Source organism: Rhizobium sp. RU35A, assembly GCF_900156005.1.
GTDB classification, from domain to species: domain Bacteria; phylum Pseudomonadota; class Alphaproteobacteria; order Rhizobiales; family Rhizobiaceae; genus Neorhizobium; species Neorhizobium straminoryzae.
This window is the reverse complement of record NZ_FTMR01000005.1, coordinates 111,031-136,591: the sequence shown is the minus strand read 5'-3', so window position 1 is coordinate 136,591 and position 25,561 is coordinate 111,031. Positions and strand designations below refer to the sequence as shown.

The following is a 25,561-nucleotide window of genomic DNA, read 5'->3' as shown; positions in this document are numbered from 1 at the left end:
CTTGTCTGGCGTTTTCGAGTTTAGGTCCGCCAGTACATGCTTCAAGCCACAGGCCGGTGAATGTTCACGCGCCCGGACGCAAGATCTTGCCGGGATTGAAGATATCCTGCGGATCGAGCGTTTTCTTGATGGCCCGCATCAGGGGCAGCGACGAACTCGCCTCCTGCTCCAGAAAGCTCATCTTGCCCTGGCCGATGCCATGCTCGCCGGTGCAGGTGCCGTCCATCGACAGCGCCCGGCGGTTCAGCCGCTCCACAAAGGCTTCGGCCCGGGCAATATCGGCCGGATCCTTTTCATCGAACAGCAGCAGGATGTGGAAGTTGCCATCGCCGGCATGGCCGACGATCGGCCCCAGGAACCCGCTGTCGCGGATATCCGCATGGGTCTCGGCCACGCAATCGGCAAGCCTCGAAATCGGCACGCAGACGTCGGTGGACAAGGCGCCGAGATGCGGCGCCAGTGCCCGCGCCGCCCAATAGGCATCGTGACGCGCCTTCCACAGCTTGGCGCGCTGCTGCGCGTCGCCGGTGAACTGGAAATCCTCGCCGCCGCATTCGGCGGCAATCATGGAAAACTGCTCCGACTGCATCGGCACCGTGTCCTCGGTGCCGTGGAATTCCACGAACAGCGTCGGCTTCTCGTCATAGCTCAGGCCGGAATAGGCATTGCAGGCACGCATCTGCATTTCATCGAGAAGCTCGATGCGCGCGACGGGGATACCCATCTGGATGGTCATGATCACCGCATCGCAGGCAGCCTTGACCGTGGGAAAGGAGCAGACCCCGCCGCCGATCTTTTCCGGAATGCCCTGCAACTTCAGGGTGATGGAGGTAATGACGCCCAGCGTGCCTTCGGATCCGACGAAGAGGCGCGTCAGGTCATAGCCGGCCGACGACTTCTTGGCGCGCGTGCCGGTGACGATCTCCTCGCCGTCGGCCGTCACCACGGTCAGCGAGAGGACATTGTCCTTCATCGTGCCGTAGCGCACGGCATTGGTGCCGGAGGCGCGCGTTGCCGTCATGCCGCCGATCGAGGCATTGGCACCGGGATCGATCGGGAAAAACAGCCCGGTATCGCGCAGATAGGTGTTCAGCGCCTCGCGGGTGACGCCCGGCTGCACCGTCACGTCGAGATCCTCGGGCGAGACGCGTAGCACCTTGTCCATGCGGGAAAAATCGAGCGAGATGCCGCCGCTCGGGGCATTCACCTGCCCTTCCAGCGACGAGCCGGTACCGAAGGGAATGACCGGCACCCGATGCGTGGCGCAGGCCTTTACCACAGCCTTCACATCCTCGACGCTTTCGGCGAAGACCACGCCATCCGGGATCTGCCGCGGCAGATAGGTGGTGGTGTGGGCATGCTGTTCGCGAAAGGCCTGACCGGTCTGGAGTTTTTCGCCAAGCTGCTGCTTCAGGATACCGAGCACAGAGGCGATGCCCCCCTCGTTGCGCTGCCCGGTCTGCACGTCTCTCATTACCATGGTCATGCCTCCAGATCCGGCCGGTCATGGCCGTCAGTCTCTTCCCCGCTTGGTAAGGGAGACATCCGGGGTTGTCCATATGCGAAACAGGTGCGGCCGTCTTCGCCCGCCCCTGCTTCGTCCAGCGACATACCTATTCCGCCGCCAGCAGCGGCTTGTCCTCGGCATTGGCAGCGCGATGCCCCGCCCGCTCCAGTTCGTCCTGCAGCCGCTGCTCCTCATGGGCATGCGGCTTGGCGAAGCGGGCAAGCAGAAGATAGGCGACAGGCGTGATATAGAGCGTCACCAGCGTCGCCATCCCCAGTCCGCCGACAATGACCCAGCCGAGCGCGATGCGCGCTTCGGCACCGGCTCCTTGCGCCAGCACCAGCGGCACACCGCCGAGAATGGTGGCGATCATCGTCATCATCACCGGCCGCAGGCGCAGGCTGCAGGCCCGTTCGATCGACTGGCGAACACCCTCGCCGTGGTCCCGCAGCTGATTGGCGAACTCCACGATCAGGATGCCGTTCTTCGCCATGACACCGACGAGAAGCACGAGACCGATCTGGCTGTAGACATTGAGGCTCGATCCCGTCAGCACAAGCGCGAAGACGGCGCAGGCCAGACCGAGCGGCACCGTCGTCATGATGATGACCGAGGACAAGACACTCTCGAACTGCGCTGCCAGCACCAGAAAGATGATGGCAATGGCAAAGCCGAAGGTGATCGCCATGCCACTCGAATTCTCGCCAAGCGTCTTGGCTTCGGCAAGCGGCATCAGGCGGGCGCCGTCCGGCAGGAGGGGTGCTGCCAGGCGCTGCACCTCGCTCAGGGCATCGCCGAGCGATACGCCGCTCTTGAGGCCCGACGACAGCGAGACGGAAGCAAGCTGCTGCTCGCGGTTCAGCTCCGGCGCCACAGCCCCTTCCCGCAACGTCGCGATCGTCGATATCGGCACCACCTTGCCATCGCCGGTGCGCAGGAAGATGTTTTCGAGATCGGTCGGATCGTTGATCGGCTGCAGGCTGGAGGTGAGCTTGACCGGGATCGCCTCGCCCTGAACGAAGACGTCAACCACCGAACGGCCGTCCAGCAGCGCCTGCATGGCGGCGGAGAGACCGGAAATATCGATACCGAGATCGGAGGCACGCTCACGATCGATGGAGACGGAGAGCTGCGCCTGCGTCGGCTCCTTGTCGAGCCGCGGCGTCTCGAACGCGGGGCTCTGCTCCATGGCTTGAACAAGCTTGATCGCCGCCTGGGTCAACCGCGCATGATCGGCACCGACGAGCGCGACCTGCAGCCCGTTGCCGGCGCCGCGGATGCGCAGGCTGTTGCTCTGCAGTGCAAAGCCGCGTAGCGCCGGAACTCTTGCGGCGGCTGCGTTCACGTCATTGGCGATCTCGTTCTGGCTGCGGCTGCGTTCGTCCCACGGTGCCAGCGTCAGCACCATGAAGCCGCTATTGGTGGAATTGCCCATGCCGGAAATAGAGAAAATGTTCTGGATTTCTCCGGAATCGAGCAGCGGCTGCAGGTTTTCCTCCACCCGTTTCAGCTGGTCCTGCGTGTATTCGAGGCTGACGCCCTCCGGCGCCGTCAACCTGAGCTGGATCGCCGCCCGGTCCTCACGCGGCGTCAGTTCGTTCTTGACGGTTCCGAACGTGACGAAGGCGGCAAAGCCGAACAGCAGCGAGCCGGCGATTACCACCAGCGGCGCATTGAGACAGAAGCGCAGGCTTACGGCATAGGTGCGCGCAAAGAGATCGCCGAAGGCGGAGAGCAGCCCCTTCGGCTCCTGCATCGGCCGCGTCAGCATGCGCGAGGCCAGCATGGGGCAAAGCGTGAGTGCCGTGATCGAGGAAAGCCCGACCGCGAACGCCAGCACGAAACCGAATTCACGGAACAGGCCGCCGATCTGGCCTGGCAGGAAGGAGAGCGGAATGAACACGGCCGCCAGCGTCGCCGTGGTGGCGAGCACGGCGAAGAACACCTGCTGCGTGCCGATGACGGCGGCGGCCCGCGGCCCCATGCCTTCGCTGCGCCGGCGCACGATATTTTCCAGCACCACGATCGCATCGTCCACGACAAGGCCTGTTGCCAGCACGATGGCAAGCAGGGTCAGGATGTTGATCGAGAAGCCGACCAGATAGATCGCCGTCAGCGTGCCGATCAGCGCCACCGGCATGGTCAGCGCCGGGATCAGCGTTGCCCGCCAGTCGCGCAGGAACAGATAGAGCACGACGACGACGATCAGCGCGGACAGGCCGAGCGCCAGCTCCACCTCGTGCAGGGCGCCGCGAATGAAGACAGCATCATCGCTGGTGATGAAGATGCGCGTGCCCACGGGCATTGCCTTCTGCAACTCGTCAACCACCGCCTTGATGCCGGTCGAAATATTCAGCGTGTTGGACTGTGCCTGTCGGATCACGCCAAGACCAATGCCCTGCACGCTGTTGGAGCGCAGCGTGGTGGACCGGTCGTCCGGCCCCAGCATCACATTGGCGACGTCGCGCAGCCGGATCCTGTCCTTGATCAGCACATTGCCGAAATCCTCCGGCGTCGCGAGGTTTGCGGTGGCGCGCACCACGATATCCTGCGTGCGGCTGGTGAGCGACCCCGCCGGCACGTCGAGGGCCGCGCTGGCAAGCGCAGTCGCCACATCGGCCACCGTCAGACCGCGACTGGCGAGCGCCGCCTGATTGATGTCGACGCGAAAAATCTTCTCCTGGTCACCGTAGAGTTCCACGTCGGCAACGCCATCGACGGCCGCCAGACGGTCGGTGATCACCTTGTCGACCATCTGCGTCAGGTCTTCCATCGAGAGCGTCGAGGAAGTGACGGCAAGACGCATGATCGGCTGCGAATCGGAATCCGCCTTCACGATACGGGGCTCGTCGGCATCTTCGGGCAGCTGGAAGGTGACGCGGCCAATGGCATCACGCACGTCATTGGCGGCCTCGGCCAGATTGACCGAGTCGGAAAATTCCATCGTTACGCGGCTCGAACCGAACTGCGAGGAGGAAGAGAGCGCCTTCAGCCCGCTGACGCGCGCCACGGCCCCCTCGATCACCTGGGTCAGTTCCTGATCGACCGTCTGCGGCGAGGCCCCGTCATAGGTGGTTCGCACCGTGATGACCGGCTGGTCCACGTCCGGCAGTTCGCGCACCTCCACCCCCACCAGCGCCGCAAGCCCCGCAACAACCAGCAGGGTATTGAGGACGGCCGCGAGGATCGGGCGGCGGACGAACAGCGCCGTGAAGGTGGACTTTCCGTTGTCCGTCGAAAGCCTGTTGTGATCGCGCGGGGTGTTCTCGCTCATGTGCGCTGCGCCTCCGCCACCTTCTGCGGGGACGCCCCCTGCACCCGCAACGGCTGGCCCTCGCGCACCCGCTGCAGCCCTTCGGTCACCACATGATCGTCACCCTCCAGCGCCGCTTCCACCAGCACGCGGTCGGGATTGCGCTGGATGATCTTCACCCGCACCTTGCGGGCCTTTGCCTCTTCCACCGCCCAGACATAGGCACCCTCCGCATCCCACTGGACCGAGAGCGGATCGACGGCCGGATAGGAATCGCCCGGAAAGCGCATGGCCACACTGAAGGACATGCCGGCGCGCAAGAGGTCGCTTGCATTGTCGATGCGGGCGCGCACGCGGATGGTGCGGCTGGCGGAATCGACGCGGTTGTCGATCGACTGCACCTCGCCGCGGAAGGTCTGGCCGGGACGGCTGACGGCGTTTGCCTCCACGGCAAGGCCGGGCTTCAACTGCGTGACGAAGCGTTCCGGCGCCCAGAAATCGACGAGGATTTGCGACCTGTCGTCCAGCATCACGATGCTGGTCTGCGGGGTAACGTTGTCGCCGATATTGACCGCGACGATGCCGGCCACGCCATCGATGGGCGCCACGATGTCGCGACGGCGAAGGTTGAGTTCGGCAGTGCTTAGCGCAAGCCGCGCCGATTCCTCGGCAATCTGGGCATCCAGCACATCGAGCCGCGCGACCGACTGCAGATTCCTGTAGGATTGCGACTTCTCGACCGCGCTGCGCAGCGCCACCTGCGCCTTGTCGCGTTCGATGCGCTGCTCGTCGTCATCGAGGCGCGCCAAGATATCGCCCTTGCGCACCTTCTGGCCCGAAGCGACACGGATTTCCGTCACGGTCCCGCTGGCCTGCGGCATCACCACCACCGACTGGATGGCCTGTCCGTCACCAATGGCATTGAGGTGATCGTTGACCGTACCGGTCTCGACCTGCCGGGTGACAACCAGCACACCGCGCGCCGCGCCACTGCCCTGCCCCGCCTGGCCTGCGCCCTGCGCAACCTGCTGGGCCCCAGACGGAAGAGATGGCTTGCCAGTGCCTTGGGCGCCAGTGCCTTGTCCGGCAGGCGCGAGGAAGGACACCAGCGGACGAGGCACTCCGAGGTTCACCAGTGTCGATGCAGCATCCGGACGAACAAAAAGCCAGAGACAGAGGCCGCCCGAAAGAACGGCAAGACTGAGGGTGACTTGCTTCCAGATCCGCATCACAACTCCCGAACTGACGACTTATGCGCGAAGTATCATGTTTTGTGAAAACGACGGCAATGCCAACGTGTCCAACCTTGCCGAAATGTAACGTTTGCGCGATCACTCTGACGTGAGCATGACACAGGCCGCCGCAAATTTGCCGCAGCACCGACCGGTTCTGCCGCATTTGTCTGCAAATGCCGGTCGCTCTGGAATAAAACCAGAACATGCTCTATGGCCTTGTCGCCCCGGAATCATTAGATTGGCCTGATGACGAACAGTTTCGATGACATTCCGTTCTTCGACGAGGAACCGGATCACGCCCCGCGCCGCACACCGACCACGCCGCCCGTGCCGCCTGCTTCGCAGCAGAGCCAGCCTGCCACCGGCGGCCTCGGCATTGCCGCGCGCGCCATGGCGGCCCGCGACCAGCACCGGACGCCTGATTATCTCTCCGGCCTCAATCCGGAACAGCGCGAGGCAGTGGAAACGGTGGACGGTCCTGTCCTCGTGCTGGCCGGCGCCGGCACCGGCAAAACGCGCGTGCTGACCACGCGCATCGCCCATATTCTGGCGACCGGCCGCGCCTTTCCGAGCCAGATTCTCGCCGTCACCTTCACCAACAAGGCGGCGCGCGAAATGAAGGAGCGCATCGGCGTTCTGGTCGGCGGCGCAGTCGAGGGCATGCCCTGGCTCGGCACCTTCCACTCCATCGGCGTGAAGCTTCTGCGCCGTCATGCCGAACTGGTCGGCCTGCGCTCCGATTTCACCATTCTCGATACGGACGACGTGATCCGGCTGATCAAGCAGCTGATCCAGGCGGAGGGCCTCGATGACAAGCGATGGCCGGCCCGCCAGTTCGCCGGCATGATCGATGGCTGGAAGAACAAGGGGCTGACGCCCAAGGATATTCCGGAGGGCGATGCGCGCGCCTTTGCGAACGGCAAGGGCCGCGAGCTTTATGCCGCCTATCAGGCGCGGTTGAAGACGCTGAACGCCTGCGATTTCGGCGATCTGCTGCTGCACCCCATCGATCTCTTCCGCCGCAACCCGGATGTGCTGAGGGACTATCACCAGAAGTTCCGCTATATCCTGGTGGACGAGTATCAGGACACCAATACCGCGCAGTACATGTGGCTGCGGCTGCTGGCCCAGCGCCCTAAGGACGTGCCGCAAAATGTCTGCTGCGTCGGCGACGACGACCAGTCGATCTATGGCTGGCGCGGCGCGGAGGTGGACAATATCCTGCGCTTCGAGAAGGATTTTCCAGGCGCCAAGGTCATCCGGCTGGAGCGGAACTACCGCTCCACCGAACATATCCTCGGCGCGGCCGGCCACCTGATCGCCCATAACGAGGGCCGCCTCGGCAAGACGCTGTTCACCGAACGCCGCGAACCTGACGACGAGAAGGTGGTGGTGCACGCCGCCTGGGATTCCGAGGAAGAGGCGCGCGCCGTCGGCGAAACCATCGAGCAGCTGCAGCGCGGCGATTCAACCGGCAAGAAACACAATCTGAACGACATGGCGATCCTGGTGCGCGCTTCGTTCCAGATGCGCGAATTCGAAGACCGGTTCGTCACGCTTGGCCTGAACTATCGTGTCATCGGCGGCCCGCGTTTCTATGAGCGGCTCGAAATCCGCGATGCGATGGCCTATTTCCGCCTCGTCTGCCAGCCGGCCGACGATCTCGCCTTCGAGCGCATCGTCAACACGCCGAAGCGCGGCCTCGGCGACACCACGGTGCGCGCGCTGCACGATTACGCCCGCGCCCGCGACATCCCGATGCTGGCCGCAGCCGCCGACATCATCGAGACGGACGAGCTGAAGCCAAAGGCGCGCAAGGCGCTGTTCGACGTGATCCAGAGCTTCAAGCGCTGGTCCGAGCTTCTGGAAAACACGCCGCACACGGAACTGGCCGAACAGATTCTCGATGAATCCGGCTATACCGACATGTGGAAGAACGACAAGTCGGCGGAAGGCCCGGGCCGGCTGGAGAACCTGAAGGAACTCATCCGCTCGATGGAAGCCTTCGAGAGCCTGCGCGGCTTTCTCGAACATGTCTCGCTGGTGATGGATGCCGAGCAGAACGAGGACATGGATGCGGTGTCGATCATGACGCTGCATTCGGCCAAGGGTCTGGAATTCGAGACCGTCTTCCTGCCCGGCTGGGAGGAAGGCCTGTTTCCGCACCAGCGGGCGCTTGATGAAGGCGGCCGCTCCGGTCTGGAGGAAGAGCGCCGCCTCGCCTATGTCGGCCTGACGCGCGCAAAACGCCGCTGCCACATCTGGTTCGTCTCCAACCGGCGCATCCACGGGCTCTGGCAATCCACCATGCCCTCGCGCTTTCTGGACGAGCTGCCGCCGGCACATGTGGATGTCGCCGAATCCGAGAGCAGCTATGGCGGGTACGGACGCGGCGGCTACGGCCAGTCACGCTTCGACAAGGCCGATCCCTTCGCCAATTCCTATTCGACGCCCGGCTGGAAGCGCGCCCAGGCCAACAAGACCGATGCCACCCGCGACAACTGGGGCAGCCGCTCCGGCCATGCGGTGGAACGCATCGGCTATGGCGAAAGCGGCCCGCGCGCGAAGACGATCGACGGCGAACTGATCGCCAAATCCGTGGCCGACACGCCGTCCAGATTCGCGGTCGGCGACCGCGTCTTCCACATCAAGTTCGGCAACGGCAATGTCGTTTCCGTCGAAGGCAACAAGCTGACGATCAACTTCGACCGCGCCGGCGAAAAGCGCGTGCTGGACGGGTTTGTGGAGCGGGTGGGCTAACCCCCGCGTCCAGCCTTGCCGGCAAAGAGACGAGGCGCTACCTCTCCTTGCTCTGCAGAAGGAGACCCGCATGCCCCTGTCCGACACCGATCTTGTCGATCTCGTCCGCTGGCGCAAACACCTGCATACCATGCCGGAGATCTCCGGTGACGAGCATCAGACGGCGGCGGCGGTGGTACGGTTTCTGGACGGCGCTGCGCCGGATGCGATCGTCACCGGGCTTGGCGGCACCGGCGTCGCGGCTGTGTTCAACGGTGCCGCGCCGGGACCGACGGTCATGTTCCGCGCCGAGCTGGATGCGCTGCCGATTGCAGAAATATCGGAGATTGCGCATCGCTCGCGGATCGCCGGCAAGGGGCATATGTGCGGCCATGACGGGCACATGGCGATCCTTGCCGGCCTGGCCCTCGTCTTCGGCCGCGCGCGGCCGGCGAAAGGCCGCGTGGTTCTGCTGTTCCAGCCCGCCGAGGAAAACGGTGCCGGTGCCGCAGCCGTGCTGGCCGACCCAGAGTTCCGGCCGCTGACGCCGGATTACGCCTTTGCCCTGCACAACATGCCGGGCATTCCGCTGGGTGTCAGCTGGATCAAGGAGGGGCCGGCCAATTGCGCCTCCTGCGGCCTGAAGATCACCTTTTCCGGCAAGACGGCGCATGCCTCGATGCCGGAAACCGGCATGTCGCCGGCGCCGGCCATTGCGGCCCTCATCCCTGCCTTGTCCGCCCTGCGGACCGGCACGCTCGCTGGCGGCGATCTGGTGCTGGCAACCGTGACCCATGTCACGATCGGCGAGCCGGCCTTCGGGATCGCCCCCGGCCATGGTGAGTTGTGGGTGACGCTGCGCACCGTCTGGGATGCCGACATGGCGGATCTGCGGGCGCTGACGGAAGACATGGCGCGGGCAATGGCCGCCGAACACGGGCTTCAGGTGAGCTTCAGCGATCACGACGAATTCGGCCACTGCGTCAACCACCCCGAGGCCGCGGCCATCATTCGCCGCGCGCTGGAAGCGGAAGGACTGCCGCATGGCAAGGGCGAGGCCTTTCGCGCCTCGGAAGACTTCGGGCGCTTTGGCGCGATCGCGAAATCGGCGATGTTGTTTCTGGGGGCCGGAGAGACGCATCCAGCCCTGCACAATCCGGATTACGATTTTCCCGATCAGCTGATCCCGACTGGCGCGCATATCTTTCTCGCCATCGCTCGGGACCTGCTTGGCTGAGGCCTGGCCTCAGCCGTCGCGCTTCAGGTAGTCCATCAGCGTGCGGCGATTGCCGCCCTCATCGGCAACCGGGGTGGCCGCCACGCCCGAGCCGCTGCCGCCGCGCGGGTTGATCTTGCGCAGGGCCGCCATCGGGATGGTGCCGTCGTGGCGGTTGACGATGATCATGTGCGTCACCTCCCCGCGCCTGTAGGCATTGAGGAACTTGTTGTAATCGGCAAAGGCCACGCAGCCGTGGGAATCGCCCGGCGCGCTGCGCAGGAGATAGGTATGGGCCAGCAGACCGGTCCGGCCAAGCGGCGCCACGCCGTCGGTCGGCGTCAGGCGGATGGCTGCCACGCCATGGAAGGGTGTTTCACGCATCGACAGCTTGTATGTGCCGGGCGGCGTCGGGCCGCGCATCTTCACATGGGTGAACTTCGGATTGTCGCGCATCTCGCCGATGCCCGAATGCGCTTCCATGACCGTGCCGTTCGGCATGTAGACCTTGGCGGCCGTGATGTCGTAGACGGCGATCTTCACATTCTGGTCCGGCCACGGCACGGCGCGGCTGATGTTCTTGGTCGGATTGTCCGGGCGGGCGAAGGCCAGCGCCTTCGGAGCATCCTCCTCCTCGTCATCATCCGCCTCGGCCACCACCGGCTGCGGCTTGATGCGCGAGGCGGGCTTGCTGTCAACCGGCTTCGTCTCTGCGGAAGGGGCGATGGCCATGGCAAGCGCATTGGCCGCCGGGCGGCGGATCGGCAGCGGCCCCTCCATCGGAAGACCGGTATCTGCGCTCGGTCCCACGGCTTCGGCCACCGCCAGTTCCGCAGAACTCTGCAGATCCGCCACTTCCACCTGCCCGTCTTCGGCATTGCCCACAGGCTGCGCATCCCAGGCCGTCTCGGTCGGCGGTGCCACCAGAACACTGTCCTGCAATGCAGAAACGAGCGCACTCTTCACGTCAGAGGTGGAGGGGCGCTTGTTCGTCAGTGCGGCAAACTGCTTTTCCGTCTCTTCCCGGGCGATGGCCGCGGCAAGCCCCTGCTTCACGCTCGGGTCGGCCGGACGCAGCGCCTGCAACTGCGCCATATGCGCACCTTCCAGACGGCCGGCCTTTTCAGCCGCCCCTCCGGCCAGGCGGGAAAATTTGGAAACGCGGATCACGCGATCGGCCGAAATCTGCTGCGACAACGGCTTCAGATCGAGCGATGCACGCATATCATAGGAAAAATCGGTGGGCTTGATGCTCGCCACGCTGTGCACCGTTGCCAGCGCGCCGATCATCCAGGCACCCGCAGCCAGTGTCGTACCCACCAGCATCGCATATTTGACGAAACCACCCGAGACCGCATCGCTGGCATTGAGCCTGGAAGATCGGGAGACGGATCGCTCCGTCGCAAAAGCCAGTGCCATGATACGCGTCACCCTTTACTCGCAACTCGGATACGCGGCGCTGAAGCGCCGTACACGGACGGGAAGCCCAGACAGGGCACACGGCCTAAGCCCACGCCCGCACACTTCCACGAAGTGCGATCAGGATGACGAATTATGGTAACCAATTTCTTTACGTGGCCCCTCTTGAGCGTCATGCCCATTATAGCCGGATGCTGACAGAAGTTTAGCGAAAATGCGAAGATCGCGCGGCAATGCCGCAGCAAGGCCCGGATCCGCAGGCCTGCACGGGCTTCCGGCGCCTGTTTGAGCGGCAGCAAGGGCGGCTTTGCCGACATGGTAAAAATTTTCTCAGCAGCCCCGCTTAAGATCACGTTTTCGGGAGGATGAGGGTGTTTCGAACGACGGCACATGGGGCCGGACGCGGTGCCGCGCGAATCATCCGGCACGCATCGGCTGCCATTGGCAGTGAAAGGCACCGGTCGGATCGTATTGCAGCTTGATTGCCGCAGGCGGGCTTGGCATCCTTTGCCGGCAAAAAGACCGGGGAGAACGGACCATGAAGGCCCTTTTGATCATCGACGTGCAGAACGGGTTCTGCCCGGGCGGCAACCTGCCGGTTCCGGAGGGTGACAAGGTGGTGCCGGTCATCAACCGGCTGATCGAGGACGGCTCCTACGATCTCGTGGTGGCCTCGCAGGATTGGCACCCCGCCGATCATGGCAGCTTCGCCTCGCAGCATCCGGGCGCAAAGCCTTTCGACATGGGAACCCTGTCCGGAAAGCCGCAGGTGCTGTGGCCGGACCATTGCGTGCAGACGACGCCCGACGCCGATTTCCATCCGGATCTCAACACGGATGCCATCGACTACATCCAGCAGAAGGGTGAAAATCCTGCCGTCGACAGCTACTCGGCCTTCCGCGACAACGATCAGGCCGCCGTGACGGGCCTTGCCGGCTACCTGAAGGCACAGCAGGTCAAGGAACTCGACATCTGCGGGCTGGCCACCGATTACTGCGTGAAATTTTCCGCCCTCGATGCCCGCGACATGCTGCCCGACGCCAAGGTGTGCTTCATCGAGGATGCCAGCCGCGGCATCGACCCGGAAGGGGTCAAGGCCGCCATCGCCGAGATGCGCGAAAAGGGTGTCGCCATCATCACCAGCCGCGACGTGTTGTCGGACTGAGGATCGCCGCTCCCTCCGTCACCGCCCCGCCATCTCCGCCCGTCGAGAAAACTCCCGCACGGCAGCAACCCGACCGGCCGGCTGTGTGTTGAAGTGCCGCACGACCATCAGAATCCTGCATGGCAGCGTCAATTCTGTTGGCTTGTGCTTCGCCTCGCGTTTGCTTACGAGCCCGCGATGCACAAGGAAACACGCATGCATAAGACGCATTTCTGGCAGGGTGCCCGAACCGGGCTCGTGGTAGGCCTGTCGACCGCCCCTTTCGGCCTGCTGTTCGGCGCCGTGGCCGTCGATGGCGGCGTCTCGCCGCTGGAAGCCACGATGATGAGCGGCATCATCTTTGCCGGCGCCAGCCAGCTGGTCGGCGTCAAACTGTTCGGCACCGATGTGCCGGCCTGGCTGGTCGTGCTGTCGGTGTTTGCCGTCAACTTCCGCCATATCCTCTATTCGGCGGCCCTGACCCCGCATCTCGACGGCAAGAACCTGGCGTCCAAGGCCGGCATCTTCTTCTTCCTCACCGATCCGCAATTTGCCGAGGCGATGAAGCAGGTGGACCGCACCGGGCGGCTGGAGACCGGCTGGTATCTCGGTGTCGCCGCCATCATCTACCTGCTCTGGGTCCTGAGTTCCGCGCTCGGCGCCGTGTTCGGCAGCCTGATCGGCGATCCGGTCGAACTTGGCGTCGACGTGCTGCTGCCGGTCTATTTCCTCGGTCTCGTGCTGGGTTTTCGCAGGCGCCCGCTGTTCGGGCTCGTGGTTCCGGTCAGTGCGGCCGCCTCCATCATCGCCATGCATGTGGTGGGATCGCCCTGGCATGTCAGCCTCGGCGCGCTGGCGGGGATCGTCACCGCGCTGATCGCCCATCGTCCGCCGCCGGCTGCGGCCGAACGGGAGGCACGCTGATGGACAGGCTCACCGATCTCCACACCGCGCTCGTCATCCTCGCCGCCGGTCTTGCAACCTACCTCACCCGCATCGGCGGCTATCTGCTGGTGAGCCGCATGGCCCGCATTCCGCCGCGCATGGAAACAGCGCTGAATGCCGTTCCGGCCGCCGTGCTGACCACGCTGGTCGCCCCCGCCTTCTACGATGGTGGCCTCGATGTGAAGATTGCCATGGCGGTTGCGGTTCTGGTCGGGCTCCGGTGGCAGGGCTTTGCCCTGATCGCGGCCGGATGGGGCACAGCCATGGTTCTGCGCCACCTCGTCCTGGCCTGATGACCCATTGCCCCGCAGCGCATCCGCATGCGGGGCCACATTCCGTTCACAGCGGCGCGGTCGCCCGTTCCAGCCAGTCGCGCACATCCGGCTCGGCAATCAGCGGCGCCAGCTTTTCGCGCACGGTGGCGTGGTAGCTGTCGATCCATGCCCGCTCTTCCGCGGTCAGCAGCGCGGTCAGGATCAGCCGTCGGTCGATCGGGCACCAGGTCAGCGTCTCAAAGCCCATCATCGGCAGGTCGCCACCCTCGATCGGCTCGAGTTCCCGTACATAGATCAGGTTCTCGATGCGGATGCCAAACGCGCCGGGGCGATAATAGCCGGGCTCGTTGGAGAGAATCATGCCCGGCAGCAGTTCCTGCGTGGACACGCGCGAAATGCGCTGCGGCCCCTCATGCACCGAGAGATAGGAGCCGACGCCATGGCCGGTGCCATGCGCGTATTCGGCGCCGGCCTTCCACAGCGCAATGCGCGCCAGGGGATCGAGATCGCAGCCGCGCGTGCCCTTCGGGAAACGCGCCGCGGAAATGGCGATCATGCCCTTCAGCACCAGCGTGAAGAACTTTTTCTGCTCTTCGGGCACCGCCCCGAGGGCCACCGTGCGGGTAATATCGGTGGTGCCGTTCACATATTGCGCGCCGGAATCGATCAGGAACAGCTCGCCCGCCTGCAGGCGCCGATCCGTTTCGGTCGTCACCCGGTAGTGGATGACCGCGCCATGCTCCCCTGCCCCGGAAATCGTGTCGAAGGAAATATCCTTCAGCGGATTCTGCAGGCTTTCGCCGACCCGGGCGCGAAACCCTTCCAGCGCGGTGACGGCGGAAATCTCGGTGACGCTCTCCGGCACCTGGCTGTCCAGCCAGTACAGAAAGCGCACCATGGCCGCTCCGTCCTGCACATGCGCCTCCGCCGAGCCCCGGAGCTCGACGGCATTCTTGATCGCACGCGGCAGGCGGGCCGGATCGGCGGCCTCGACCACGATGCCGCCGGCCGCCGCGATCGCCCGCGTCAGCGCGATCGAGGCGATATCGCCATCGACGAGGATTTTGCGGCCGCCTGCGGCATGGACTGCCAGCCGATCGAGAAGGGCGGCGGGTTCATGGCGCGTTGCAAGCGCATCGAGATGCGAGGCAGCCTCGCCCAAAACCTTGGCGGGCTCGATGAACAGCTCGGCTGCACCTTCCGCTGTGATGATCGCACGGGCGAGCGGATGCGGCGTGTGGGGCACGTCGGCACCGCGAATGTTGAAGATCCAAGCAATCGACGAGGGATCGGCAACCAGCAGCGCATTTGCGGCCTTGTCCGCGACGGCAGCGGCCATGGCGGCGATCTTTTCAGCCGCCGGCCGGCCCGCATGCTGCTCCTGCTGCACGCTGACGACACCCATCGGCGCGGCCGGACGATCCTGCCACAGCGCATCAACCGGATTGCCGTCGAGGATGACGAGGCTACCGCCACAGGCCGATAGCGCGGCTTCGAGGCGCGCCACGTCCTGCCCGCTGTGCAGCCAGGGATCGATACCGAGGCGCAGCCCGCGCGATCCATGGGCCGCGATCCATTTGTGCGGCGGTTCGCCCACCAGGTCGCCGGCCGTGAAGGTTGCCTGATCCACCTGCTGCACGAGCTGCGTGGTGTAGCGGCCGTCCACGAAGACGATCGCCTGCTGACGCAGGATCAGGGCGATCCCGGCAGAACCTGTGAAGCCGGTCAGCCAGGCCAGCCGCTCGGCCGAAGCCGGCACATACTCACCCTGAAACTCGTCGGCGCGCGGCACGAGAAAGCCATCGATCCCGAGGGCGTCGAACCTTGCGCGCAGTGCCTCGACGCGGGCCGGGCCGAGCGCGGGGGACGAGGTGGTTTCAAAGGACTGGAACATGGATCTACTTTCGCTCCGGATGTTGCCGCCGGGCGCCGCAGGACGCCCCGTTTGCCTGTGCGCCGAAGGCGACGCCTTCACCGGTCGTGTCTCAGGTGGATCGTCACCCAGCCATTGCGCCAGAGGGTACGGACATGGGCAAGGCCCGCGCCCGAATAGGCGGCAATCACCTTCCAGCGCTGCGCGGCCAGAATGCCCGACAGGATGACGTCGCCGCCGGGCGACAGATGGGTCACAAGCTGCGGCGCCATGCGGATCAGCGGACGCGCCAGAATGTTGGCAATGATCAGATCGAAGGGACCGTGCCGGTCGAAGGCGGAAGAATGGAAGCCCGGCGCCGTTTCCAGCGAAAGCCCCTCGACAATGCCGTTCAGGCGCACATTGTCCTTCGCCACCCGCACCGCGACCGGATCGATATCGGTCGCCAGAACCGGAATGCGGCGCAGCTTGCGCACGGCTATCGCCAGAACGCCGCTGCCGGTCCCGAGGTCGAGCGCATTCTTCGGCGGATGGGCGCGCATCACCTGCTCGATCATTTCCAGGCAACCTGCCGTCGTGCCGTGATGGCCGGTGCCGAAAGCCTGGCCGGCATCGATCTCGATCGCGACATCGCCGGTGCGCACCTTGTCGCGGTCATGCGAACCATGCACCAGGAAACGACCGGCGCGCACCGGCTTCAGCCCTTCCAGCGACTTGGCGATCCAGTCGATCTCGGGCAGGTCCTCGCGCTCGATCACAAGTCCCGGATAGGCTTCGGCAATCGTCTCCTCAAAGCGCGCCCGGACGGCGTCTTCATCCTCACGCATCATGTAGACGGAGGCCTCCCAGCGATCGGCCTTCTCGTCCACTTCGGTGGTGCCGATGGCAAAATCCTCCTCGCCGAAACACACGGAGAGCAGCTCGAGAATATCTTCCGATTCCCGTTCGGTAACGGTGACGAAGAGGCGGATTTCACTCACGGTCTGGCTCTTTCTACGGCTTCATGGCGTGCGGCATGTCGAAATGAGGGGCAGCAATGCCACAAAACCGCAGCCCGCTTCAAGAAGCAGCGCAGGACCCGCAAAGGCTTGTCAGCCCTTCAGCAGGTTTTCCAGCTTCTTCACCGCCGTTTCCGGATTCTCGCCATAGGCGATGGTACCGGCAAATCGGCCGCCATGGTTCAGCAGGAAGACGGAGGCTGTGTGATCCATGGTGTAGTCGCCATTGGGATCCTTCTCATCGACGGGCACCTTGCGGGCATAGACGCGAAAGCCCTTCACCATCTCGCCCACCTTGTCGACCGGGCCGGAAATGCCGACGACGCGATCCGTCACATTGGTGATGTACTGCTTCAGTGTATCCGGCGCGTCCCTTTCCGGATCGACGGTGACGAAATAGGCATTGAGCTTGGTGCCGTCAGGGTCCACCTGATGCAGCCAGCCGTTCATTTCAAAGAGCGTGGTGGGGCAGACTTCCGGGCAATGGGTAAAACCGAAGAACAACGCCGTCGGACGCTCCTGGAAGGCCTTTTCGGTAATCGGCGCGCCAGTCTGCGACACCAGTTGGAAGGGTACCCCGAAAGGCCCCTCGGCGATCTCCTTGGTGGAACGCGTCATTTCCAGCGTCAGCCAGCCCAGCACGCCGGCCATCAGGGCAACGGCGATCCACAGCACGATTCTGATCGTCTTCATGCGACACGACTCCCGGCTTCAGAACTTGCCCCTTTCCGTAGGCTCGCATCACAGATGCGGCAAGACAAGAATGTGTGGGAGGCAAAGGGGCGCGGTGTTTTGTCCCGGTACGACACGGCGCCCGGCATGGCCCGGAGGGTTACATGCACCAGGCGGCAAGGCTGTCGGACATGGCGAGAAAGATCGACAGACCATGCCGCAACCAGCCATAGGCGGCAAAGCCCGTCGCCAGCAGCAGCGCGAGGCTGATCGCCAAAGCCAAGGGCAAGTTTGCGGGGGTCTGGGGTAACCTCATGGCAACCTTATAGTTCAAGACTGGAAGCCTGCCCAGCCGAATTGGCGGCATATCAGGATTAACGAATGTTCAACACCTGTCTGAGACAGTTTGCGGGAGAGTCGCAGAGAGCTGCCGGCGCATGAACGCGCCATTCCCAAGAACCATCCAGGGAAGCGGCCACGACCTGCCACAACACATTCACGACATCGGTAGCACGTTCTCAATAGGGATCCCGAGAGCCACATGACCACCATAGCCGGCAAGAAAACTCTATCCGTGAGCCACCGGCTCATGACGCTTGGCATCACGGCGTTTGTCGGCATGGGCACGATTCTCGGCGTCGGCTGGTATCAGCAGCAGCAGGTCGAGGACGGCCTGCAGGACGCAGCCGCAATCTGGAAACAGAGCAACGAGCTCAACGACCTGAAATCCGCGAGCCTGGAAATGATCCTGGCCGCAATGGACACCATCGTTGACCGCCACGACGGAAAGGTCACGCCAGAACGCCTGGCGCTGATGGCCGAGACGAGCCAGAAGCTCAAAAGCGGTGCCGCGACCGTCAGCAGTCTGGCAAAGATCGTGGCTCATCCCGAACTTGCCTCCGGTTTCGAGGCAAAGGTGGAGACCGCATCACGCGCCATCCAGACCGATCTGCGGCGCCTGGTGGAAACGCGCGGCTCCGACGAGGAATTTGATGCGATCGACGATGCGATCGACGGTGCGGGCGATGCGATCGGCAAGGTGCTGGAACAGCTTTCTGCCTTTGGCACGGATCTCGCCAACCAGCAGATCGCCGAGATGCAGGCCCTGTCGCGCCAGGCGCTGTGGATCCAGCTGATCTGTGGCGCAATCGCCATGGCGATCGTAGGCCTGCTGCAGGTCATCCACGGCGGCGCCATCCAGCGCGGGGTGCGCAACGTCAAGGACAGCATGGCCCGCATCGTCGCCGGCGACTGCCAGACGCCGGTGCCGGGCACCGATGGCATGGATGAACTGGGCGAGATGGCCCGCGCAACGGAAGTATTCCGCCAGGCAGCGCTCGAAAAGATCCGGCTTGAGCAGCAGACCGCCGAGGAGCGTCAGCGCATTGCGGCCGAAAACGCCGTGCGCGAAGCGGAAGAGCGCGCCGACACGGAAGCCGTCCGCACCGCCACCCAGGCACTGGCCTCGGCGTTGACCCGTCTCTCCGAGGGCGACCTCAACGTCACCATCGAGCGCCCGTTCCGCGCGGATCTCGAACCGGTGCGTGCAGACTTCAACAGGCTGACCGCCAAGCTGCGCCTGATCATGGCGGAGATCGCCGGCAGCTCCAGCTCCATCCAGGCCAACGCCCAGCAGATGCGCTCGGCCGCCGACGATCTGGCCAAGCGCACGGAACAGCAGGCCGCATCGCTCGAGCAAACCTCCGCAGCACTCGAACAGATCACCCGTACGGTGCGAACCGCGACAGAACGTGCGGAAGGCGCCAGCCACCTCGTCAGTCAGGCGAAGGATTTCGCCGAATCCTCCTCTCATGTGGTGACTGATGCCATGGCCGCCATGGAACGCATCGAGGATGCAACAGGCGAAATCGGCAAGATCATCAACGTGGTCGAGGAAATCGCCTTCCAGACGAACCTGCTGGCGCTGAATGCAGGTGTCGAGGCTGCCCGCGCCGGCGAGGCCGGCAAGGGTTTTGCCGTCGTGGCGCAGGAAGTGCGTGAACTTGCAGGACGCGCCGCCGGCGCTGCCAAGGACATCAAGTCGCTCGTGACCCGCTCCAGCGCCGAGGTTCAGACCGGTGTCGAACTGGTGAAGGCCACCGGTGATGCATTGCACCGCATCGGCGACGACGTGCTCAAGATCAATGATGACGTCGGCGCCATCGTCACCTCCGCGCGCGAACAGTTCATTGGCCTGTCGGAAATCAATTCCGCCATCGGCCAGATGGACCAGACGACGCAGCAGAACGCGGCGATGGTGGAGGAAACCAACGCCTCCAGCCATACGCTTGCCAGCGACGCCGATACCCTGACCCGCCTGATGGCCCAGTTCAGCATGGATACCAGCGCCCGGCCCCGCGCCGTGGATGCCTCCAGCACGCCGGCCCAGGCCCGCCCCTCTCCCGCCCGCAGCCTGATGAACAAGGTTGCGAGCGCCATCTCCAGCAGCAGCCCCGCCGCAAGGTCGCTTGCGACGGCCACCAAAGAAAAATGGGAAGAGTTTTGACCATGAGCAATGCCATCAAACAGTCCGGCGCCTATCTCGAAATCGTATCCTTCCACCTCGGCGATCAGGAATTCTGCATCGACATCATGGCCATTCGCGAAATCCGCGGCTGGGCTCCGGTGACGCCGATGCCGCATACGCCGCCTTACGTGCTCGGCCTCATCAACCTGCGCGGCGCGGTGATCCCGGTTATCGATATGGCCTGCCGTCTCGGCATGAAGATGACCGAGCCGTCGGAACGTGCCGCCATTATCGTCACCGACATCGCCGGCAAGCTGGTCGGCCTCCTGGTGGAACAGGTGTCGGACATGATGACCATCAAGTCGGAAGACCTGCAGCCGGCACCGGAAATCATTCCGGAAGCCCAGCGCGCCTTCTGCCGCGGCATCGTGGCGCTCGAAAAGACCATGGTCTGCTTCCTGAACCTCGATACCGTCATCGCGGACGAACTCGCACAGGCTGCCTGAACCGGGTAACCCGACAGAGACGACGTGATTGCGCTGATTGCTGGATGGCGCTGCCCCGGTTTCCCGCCGGGGCTTTCGCCGTTGCAGGCGCCAAGCCCTCCCAGACCTCCCCGTGGCGATTACTTCGGCGCTCCGCCCTTCCACACCACGGGCTGGTTGAACAGCGGCACGGTGGAGATCGCCATCTTGGCAGAACCATCGGTCAGCTGGCGCGAATGCACGAGATAGATCAGGGTGTTGTTGGCCTTGTCATAGATCCGGTTGACCACGAGCTTCTTCCAGATCAGCGACATGCCCTGCTTGAACACTTCCTCGCCATCTTTCGACAGATCGATATTGCCAATCTCGATCGGCCCCGTCTGGCGGCAGGCGATGGAATTGTTGGAGGGATCCTCGAACCAGTTGCCGTTCTTCAACCGGTCCAGCATGCCGCGATCGAAATAGGTCACGTGGCAGGTCACCCCGCTGACCTTGGGATCGGTCAGTGCGTCGATGATGATGTCATTGCCCATCCAGTCCACGCCGACCTTGCCGACCACTTCGGCGCGGGCAGAAACGAGACCAGACCCAGATAAAGCAATAAATGCGGCAAGGATGGCTGCAAGGCGGGCAATCGGGTGCATGGCGGGCTCCAGTCGGGCAATCGTGATCAGCAGATAGGCACGCCCCGCATGATTGCAAGCTGCACGGGGCAGACCTTGACCTGCTGCAAAAGAAAAGACAGTGTCCCCTCCATGATCAATCGCGCCACCCAGCTTGTGATGACCCACACCCTTCGCCCGGCAGGGTGCGTGGACCGTCGGCATATGGCCTGATCATTCCCCCGCAACCCTGCCAGGACGGCAGGGTTGGCGACAGTCTTCTCTGCCTCGGCTTCTCCGAAGGACAGATGACATGACGCAAGACCGTTTTCCGATCGCTTCCGATGCGCGATGGCCTGAGGGCCTGATCATCCGCGCCCGCACGCCCGTCGATGCGGAGGGCATTGCCGCGCTGCACAACCTTCCCGGATACCGCTTCGGTACGCTGCGCACGCCCTATCACAGCGCCGACGACATCCGCAAAGGCATCGAAGGGCAGCACGCCGCCGTCACGGCGCTGGTGGCCGTTCTTGGCGAGCAGATTGTCGGCGATATCGGCCTGACGCGTTTTGCCAGCCGGCGCGCGCATGCCGGCAGCATTGGCATGGGGGTGCATGATCGCTTTACGGGGCGCGGCATCGGCCGCGCGCTGCTCGGCGAAATCGTTTCCATCGCCGACAACTGGCTGAATCTCCGGCGGCTGGAACTCACCGTCTACACCGACAACGCGCCGGCTGTCGCGCTCTACGGACGCTTCGGATTTGCGGTGGAAGGCACGCTTCAGGATTTTGCCTTTCGCGACGGCGCCTTCGTCGATGCCCACACCATGGCGCGGGTGAGACGCTGAACACCAGCGGGAGCCGCCGGACAGCCCCGCCAGCCTCACAGAACCCCACCCCGCATCAATCAGCCTGCGGCAGGCCTTCATCCTGTCGCGCTGTCTTCGCTATCAACACAGACACATCGTTACGCGATGCGTACGGGTGTCGTTATTCACTCTTGCCGGAAATCTAGTGGATGGGACGGGCGAGCGGCACCGGCACCGAGCCGGTGGAGATGAAATCGTCGCCGCGGAACGTCTGGTTGTTGGCGACCCGCTGCGGCAGGGGCTGACGCGCGCCGCGCGGCACGTCGACCACGGTGGGCGCACCGGTCGACTCGACAGATTTCGCGACCTGATCGGGTGCCTTGTCCGCGGAAAGCTGGCTGTCGAGGAACTGGAAGGCGACGCGGGCCCCTTCCTTGGCGCGGAAGCCAAGTGCCGTCAGCGTTTCGCTACCCTTCTGACAGACATCCGGCTTTTCGACACAGATCGCGCTGAGATAGGAATAAGCTTCCGTTGCCGCGTTGATGGCATCCGAAACCTGGAACGTTTTTTCTCCGGCAGTCACGGGATTCGGGTTCGTGCTGAAATAGGACAGCACGACCAGACCCATCGCAAAGAAAACGCTACCCTTGATCAGAAACCACATCTGCTTTCACCCGCCTGACCGGCACTTCCTCAGACCCTTGTCCGAGGCACAACACCGAGCCTAGAGGCACTGGAAAAACGCGCTATTACAGCAACTGCTCAACTTCTTCTCGAATTTAAATCGCATTCTAACGATCATCCCCGGCGGAAGGTTCCATACCCGTTCCGTTCGCTTTTTAACGGATGACGTTAACCTTCATTACCGCGCCTCCCCGGGAAAACAAAGCGAAACTTTCAGGCCACCTGCATCAAAACCTAACATTTTTGCTAAAATAAGGCCTGTTCTCGCGCTTACGGCACGTTAACCACAACGATAGATGCCTCAAAGCGAAACATCTAAAACGGCAAATTGCGCCGTGCGGCACCCTCCAGCCGCGTGATTTTTATCCTTTCCTTAAGCCACTGCCGCCTATGGTCGGGCCATCAAGAGTTCGCGGTAAGGTACAGGCGTGCGCGTATTCCATTCCATTGGCAGCAGAGCCATTCAGGTGCTGGATCACCTGGGCGGCCGCTGGCTGCAGCAGCTGGGTGACCGGGAGGTGGCACATGCCACTGACAGGACGGCCCTGCGTCTGCTGATGCTGGGTGCGCTCACCGCTCTCGTGCTGGTACCGTCCGTCCTGTCGATGATCGCCAGCCCGGCGATTGCCCTGCCGCTCGGCGTTTCCCTGGTGCTCGTCTGCCTGCTTTCTGTCTCCGCCGCCGCCGTCACGCTGTCGCGGACTGGCCGCACGGACACGGTTGAATGCAACAGCGCCGATCTCGCCTTTGATGCCTGCCCCGGCCTGGTGCTGCTCTGCGATCCGCAGGGGATGATCCAGCGGACCGGTGGCCGCGAGCGCGACCTGCTGCCGTCTTCCCTGCGCGACCGCGAGGGACTGGCGCTGGCGGAAATTGCCCACGTCTCCGATCGGATCGCCGTGCTGCAGGCGCTGGACGCGCTGCGCCAGGGTGCAGCGAGCGCCAGCGTCGATCTGCGCATCGAGCAGGGGTTTACCGTGCAGGGCGGCCGCCAGTTCCTTGGCGTCCGCGTCGAACTCAGTGCGGTCGCCGATCAGAGCGGCGAGCTGCGCCAGGTGTTTGTGCAGATCCGCGACATCACGCAGGAACAGTGCCTGCGCGACGAGGTGGAGGCCTGCGCTGCCGAAGTGCGCGCTGCCAACGAGGCGAAATCCCGTTTCCTTGCCGCTGTAAGCCATGAGCTGCGCACGCCGCTGAACGCCATCCTCGGCTTCTCCGACGTGCTGGCCGGCGAATATTTCGGGCGTCTGGAGAGCGAGCGGCAGAAGGAATATGTCGGCCTGATCCGCCAGTCCGGCGCACATCTTCTTTCCGTCGTCAACACCATGCTGGACATGAGCCGGCTGGAAGCCGGGCGCTATGCGCTGGTCACCGAACCCTTCCGCATCGGCGATGCAGTGGAGGCCTGCCGCGCCATGCTGGATCTCCAGGCCCGCAACAAAGGCGTGACGCTGACGACCCGTGTGACCCGCGGGCTTGCCGACCTCAACGCCGACCGCCGGGCCGTGCAGCAGATCCTGATCAACCTTGCCTGCAATGCCATCAAGTTCACGCCGGCCGGCGGTGTCGTGACCATTGATGCGGTGGCAGCCGAGAGCGGTGTCACACTTATCGTCAGCGATACCGGCATCGGCATTGCCGCCGACAAGCTGTCGCTGGTCGGCCAGCCCTTCATGCAGGTAGACGATGCCTATAACCGTGCCTACGAAGGCACCGGCCTTGGTCTTGCGCTGGTCAAGGGCCTCGTGGCCCTGCACGGTGGACAGTTCCAGATCGAAAGTCGCCTTGGCGAGGGAACCGTGGTAACGGTAACCCTGCCGGCTGCGGGACAGGAGGCGGAAGCGCTTACGCCGGACGCCAGCGAACCGCTTGAATTCCCGCCGCGCCTGGCCCATCTTGCCATGGGGTCCGTAACGAGTAGACAGGGATTGGCGCATGACGGCGCGAAAGCGAAAATCGCCTGACCGCAGAAAGGCTTCGGCTCGCAGGCCGAGCCTTGTGGTCCAGGTCTTTTCGGCAGCCGGCAGCCAGATCGCCCGCTATCCCCGCACCGTCTTCGGCACGCTCGGCCTTTGCGTCGTGTTCTCCTTCGTTGCCGGCAATGCGCTTTGGTACCAGCCGCGCAGCCACCCCTCGCCGTTTCTCGCGACCCGGGATCCCGGCGACATGGAGGCGATCGCCGGCTATCGCCCCAATCGCTTCCCCGCACAGGGGGATGTGACGACCTTCCACATTGCCCGCGCGCCGGAACAGCCGGATCAGGCGGCTGCCGCCACAGAAACTCCGGCACGACCCATCGCGACGCCGGTGGCTGCGGTTCAGCAGGTGGTCGGGCAGACGGGCGCCACACCGGTCGCAGGCGATTCGACGCCGGCCGTCATTCCCCACGTCGTTCCGCAGCCGCGGCCTTTGCTGAAGGCGCAGGCGGAGGATCCGGTAGCAGCTGCCATTCGCGCCGCCAGCGACCTGCAGGCCCCGGTTGCCCCGCCACCACGACCGCCTGCCGATATCGCTTCGGTTTCACGCGCCAAGCAGGTCGTGCAGGATCCCCTGAAGCCGGTTCCGGTTTCCGCCAGCGCGGAAGTACAGCGTGTGCTCGAGATCCAGCGCGGACTGCAGAACATCGCCTATCGTGACGTGACCGTTGATGGCGTGGTCGGCGACACGACAAAGGCCGCCATCCGGCATTTCCAGAAGCATTACCGCTTGCCGGTCACCGGCGAACCGTCACAGGCGGTTCTGGACAAGCTGAAATCGATCGGAGCACTCTAGTTTTTTTCACCCGGCACGCTGCGAACCACCTCCGTCAAAGCGAAGCGGCGCGGCAACAGAGCCTCACTTCGGATGTTCCTGGGCAAAGACGAGCATCATCCAGGACACCGGCCCTAGAACGGGATGGGTGTGATGATCGCGCGGCAGCGCCTGTCCCTTGCCGACCGCCACCTCGTCGCCGCAGGTCTTGCAGCGGTAGATGCCGGAATTGAGCGGCACCTGTCCGGGCTGCCACTCCTTGTCGAAGGCCGGCACATTGGACGAAACCAGATGCTGCTGGTATTTGTATTTCGCCATTTCCCCTCCTGTGCATGACCGGGCGGTCGCTTCTGCCGCTCACGATGATGCTGATAGAGGCTCAAGCTTGCGCGAAAGCCACAAGGATGCTGCAGCGCAATCGATAAGATATGCTGAAGACCGCCGCATGACTGTCCCGACTTCCGCCCATGAAGCGCATGCGATGCCCG

The 25,561-nt window shown here is 64.0% G+C and carries 21 protein-coding genes; 10 read left to right on the top strand and 11 right to left on the bottom strand.

What is annotated here, in order from left to right; genetic code table 11:
• Positions 1-64: 64 nt before the first annotated feature.
• The 3 genes from F3H95_RS12965 to F3H95_RS12955 all read right to left on the bottom strand — a co-directional run bounded on the left by F3H95_RS12965 (position 65) and on the right by F3H95_RS12955 (position 5,989).
• Entirely contained in the window at positions 65-1,480 is a 1,416-nt protein-coding gene (locus F3H95_RS12965; protein ID WP_149746312.1) for an FAD-linked oxidase C-terminal domain-containing protein, read from the bottom strand.
• A 133-nt stretch (positions 1,481-1,613) separates the two neighbouring features.
• Entirely contained in the window at positions 1,614-4,781 is a 3,168-nt protein-coding gene (locus tag F3H95_RS12960; protein ID WP_149746311.1) for an efflux RND transporter permease subunit, read from the bottom strand.
• Positions 4,778-5,989 carry an efflux RND transporter periplasmic adaptor subunit gene (locus F3H95_RS12955; protein ID WP_149746310.1) on the bottom strand — a complete coding sequence of 404 codons (1,212 nt, stop codon included), beginning with the start codon at positions 5,987-5,989 and terminating at the stop codon, positions 4,778-4,780. Before F3H95_RS12955 ends, F3H95_RS12960 begins: the two co-directional genes overlap by 4 nt.
• Before the next feature lie 252 nt (positions 5,990-6,241).
• Here F3H95_RS12955 and F3H95_RS12950 point away from each other — a divergent pair, with 252 nt between their 5' ends.
• Both F3H95_RS12950 and F3H95_RS12945 read left to right on the top strand, forming a co-directional pair.
• Complete coding sequence (locus tag F3H95_RS12950) at positions 6,242-8,755, top strand: UvrD-helicase domain-containing protein (protein ID WP_149746309.1); 2,514 nt, start codon at positions 6,242-6,244, stop codon at positions 8,753-8,755.
• 70 nt (positions 8,756-8,825) lie between these two features.
• Complete coding sequence (locus F3H95_RS12945; RefSeq protein ID WP_149746308.1) at positions 8,826-9,971, top strand: amidohydrolase; 1,146 nt, start codon at positions 8,826-8,828, stop codon at positions 9,969-9,971.
• Between the two features lie 9 nt (positions 9,972-9,980).
• Here the strand turns inward: F3H95_RS12945 and F3H95_RS12940 are convergent, their stop codons facing one another.
• Positions 9,981-11,369 carry a DUF2778 domain-containing protein gene (locus F3H95_RS12940; protein WP_149746307.1) on the bottom strand — a complete coding sequence of 463 codons (1,389 nt, stop codon included), beginning with the start codon at positions 11,367-11,369 and terminating at the stop codon, positions 9,981-9,983.
• A gap of 538 nt (positions 11,370-11,907) precedes the next feature.
• Here F3H95_RS12940 and pncA point away from each other — a divergent pair.
• The 3 genes from pncA to F3H95_RS12925 all read left to right on the top strand — a co-directional run bounded on the left by pncA (position 11,908) and on the right by F3H95_RS12925 (position 13,751).
• Positions 11,908-12,534, top strand: a complete 627-nt coding sequence (pncA, locus tag F3H95_RS12935; protein ID WP_143126077.1) for a bifunctional nicotinamidase/pyrazinamidase — start codon at positions 11,908-11,910, stop codon at positions 12,532-12,534.
• Between the two features lie 195 nt (positions 12,535-12,729).
• Entirely contained in the window at positions 12,730-13,437 is a 708-nt protein-coding gene (locus tag F3H95_RS12930) for an AzlC family ABC transporter permease (protein WP_149746306.1), read from the top strand.
• Complete coding sequence (locus tag F3H95_RS12925) at positions 13,437-13,751, top strand: AzlD family protein (protein WP_149746305.1); 315 nt, start codon at positions 13,437-13,439, stop codon at positions 13,749-13,751. The genes F3H95_RS12930 and F3H95_RS12925 overlap by 1 nt, the downstream gene beginning before the upstream one ends.
• Positions 13,752-13,797: 46 nt before the next feature.
• Here F3H95_RS12925 and F3H95_RS12920 read toward each other — a convergent pair whose 3' ends face one another.
• From F3H95_RS12920 to F3H95_RS27640, 4 genes are all read right to left on the bottom strand, one after another.
• On the bottom strand, positions 13,798-15,627 hold the full coding sequence (locus tag F3H95_RS12920) for an aminopeptidase P family protein (RefSeq protein WP_149746304.1): 1,830 nt from the start codon (positions 15,625-15,627) through the stop codon (positions 13,798-13,800).
• A gap of 77 nt (positions 15,628-15,704) precedes the next feature.
• Positions 15,705-16,586: a 50S ribosomal protein L11 methyltransferase gene (locus F3H95_RS12915; RefSeq protein ID WP_149746303.1), complete on the bottom strand. Its 882-nt coding sequence runs from the start codon at positions 16,584-16,586 to the stop codon at positions 15,705-15,707.
• Between the two features lie 111 nt (positions 16,587-16,697).
• Positions 16,698-17,297 carry an SCO family protein gene (locus F3H95_RS12910; protein ID WP_149746302.1) on the bottom strand — a complete coding sequence of 200 codons (600 nt, stop codon included), beginning with the start codon at positions 17,295-17,297 and terminating at the stop codon, positions 16,698-16,700.
• A gap of 139 nt (positions 17,298-17,436) precedes the next feature.
• Positions 17,437-17,559: a hypothetical protein gene (locus tag F3H95_RS27640; RefSeq protein ID WP_280177840.1), complete on the bottom strand. Its 123-nt coding sequence runs from the start codon at positions 17,557-17,559 to the stop codon at positions 17,437-17,439.
• Between the two features lie 258 nt (positions 17,560-17,817).
• On the opposite strand from F3H95_RS27640, the gene F3H95_RS12905 reads away from it, so the two are divergent.
• Positions 17,818-19,782 carry a methyl-accepting chemotaxis protein gene (locus F3H95_RS12905; RefSeq protein WP_149746301.1) on the top strand — a complete coding sequence of 655 codons (1,965 nt, stop codon included), beginning with the start codon at positions 17,818-17,820 and terminating at the stop codon, positions 19,780-19,782.
• 2 nt (positions 19,783-19,784) lie between these two features.
• Complete coding sequence (locus F3H95_RS12900) at positions 19,785-20,249, top strand: chemotaxis protein CheW (RefSeq protein ID WP_062554154.1); 465 nt, start codon at positions 19,785-19,787, stop codon at positions 20,247-20,249.
• Between the two features lie 119 nt (positions 20,250-20,368).
• Here F3H95_RS12900 and F3H95_RS12895 read toward each other — a convergent pair whose 3' ends face one another.
• Positions 20,369-20,872 carry a CreA family protein gene (locus tag F3H95_RS12895; RefSeq protein WP_149746300.1) on the bottom strand — a complete coding sequence of 168 codons (504 nt, stop codon included), beginning with the start codon at positions 20,870-20,872 and terminating at the stop codon, positions 20,369-20,371.
• Positions 20,873-21,143: 271 nt separating this feature from the next.
• Between F3H95_RS12895 and F3H95_RS12890 the strand changes: the two genes are divergently transcribed.
• Positions 21,144-21,677 (top strand): GNAT family N-acetyltransferase, encoded by a 534-nt coding sequence (locus F3H95_RS12890; RefSeq protein ID WP_149746299.1) that lies wholly within the window; start codon positions 21,144-21,146, stop codon positions 21,675-21,677.
• A gap of 163 nt (positions 21,678-21,840) precedes the next feature.
• Here the strand turns inward: F3H95_RS12890 and F3H95_RS12885 are convergent, their stop codons facing one another.
• Positions 21,841-22,302 (bottom strand): DUF5330 domain-containing protein, encoded by a 462-nt coding sequence (locus F3H95_RS12885; RefSeq protein WP_149746298.1) that lies wholly within the window; start codon positions 22,300-22,302, stop codon positions 21,841-21,843.
• Positions 22,303-22,789: 487 nt separating this feature from the next.
• Here F3H95_RS12885 and F3H95_RS12880 point away from each other — a divergent pair, with 487 nt between their 5' ends.
• Positions 22,790-24,286: a HAMP domain-containing sensor histidine kinase gene (locus F3H95_RS12880; RefSeq protein ID WP_185969873.1), complete on the top strand. Its 1,497-nt coding sequence runs from the start codon at positions 22,790-22,792 to the stop codon at positions 24,284-24,286.
• The gene (locus F3H95_RS12875) at positions 24,258-25,094 is read left to right on the top strand and encodes a peptidoglycan-binding domain-containing protein (RefSeq protein ID WP_149746297.1); all 837 of its coding nucleotides are present in this window, start codon (positions 24,258-24,260) and stop codon (positions 25,092-25,094) included. Before F3H95_RS12880 ends, F3H95_RS12875 begins: the two co-directional genes overlap by 29 nt.
• A gap of 63 nt (positions 25,095-25,157) precedes the next feature.
• On the opposite strand, the gene F3H95_RS12870 is transcribed toward F3H95_RS12875, so the two are convergent.
• Complete coding sequence (locus F3H95_RS12870; RefSeq protein WP_143126088.1) at positions 25,158-25,391, bottom strand: hypothetical protein; 234 nt, start codon at positions 25,389-25,391, stop codon at positions 25,158-25,160.
• Between the last annotated feature and the right edge of the window lie 170 nt (positions 25,392-25,561).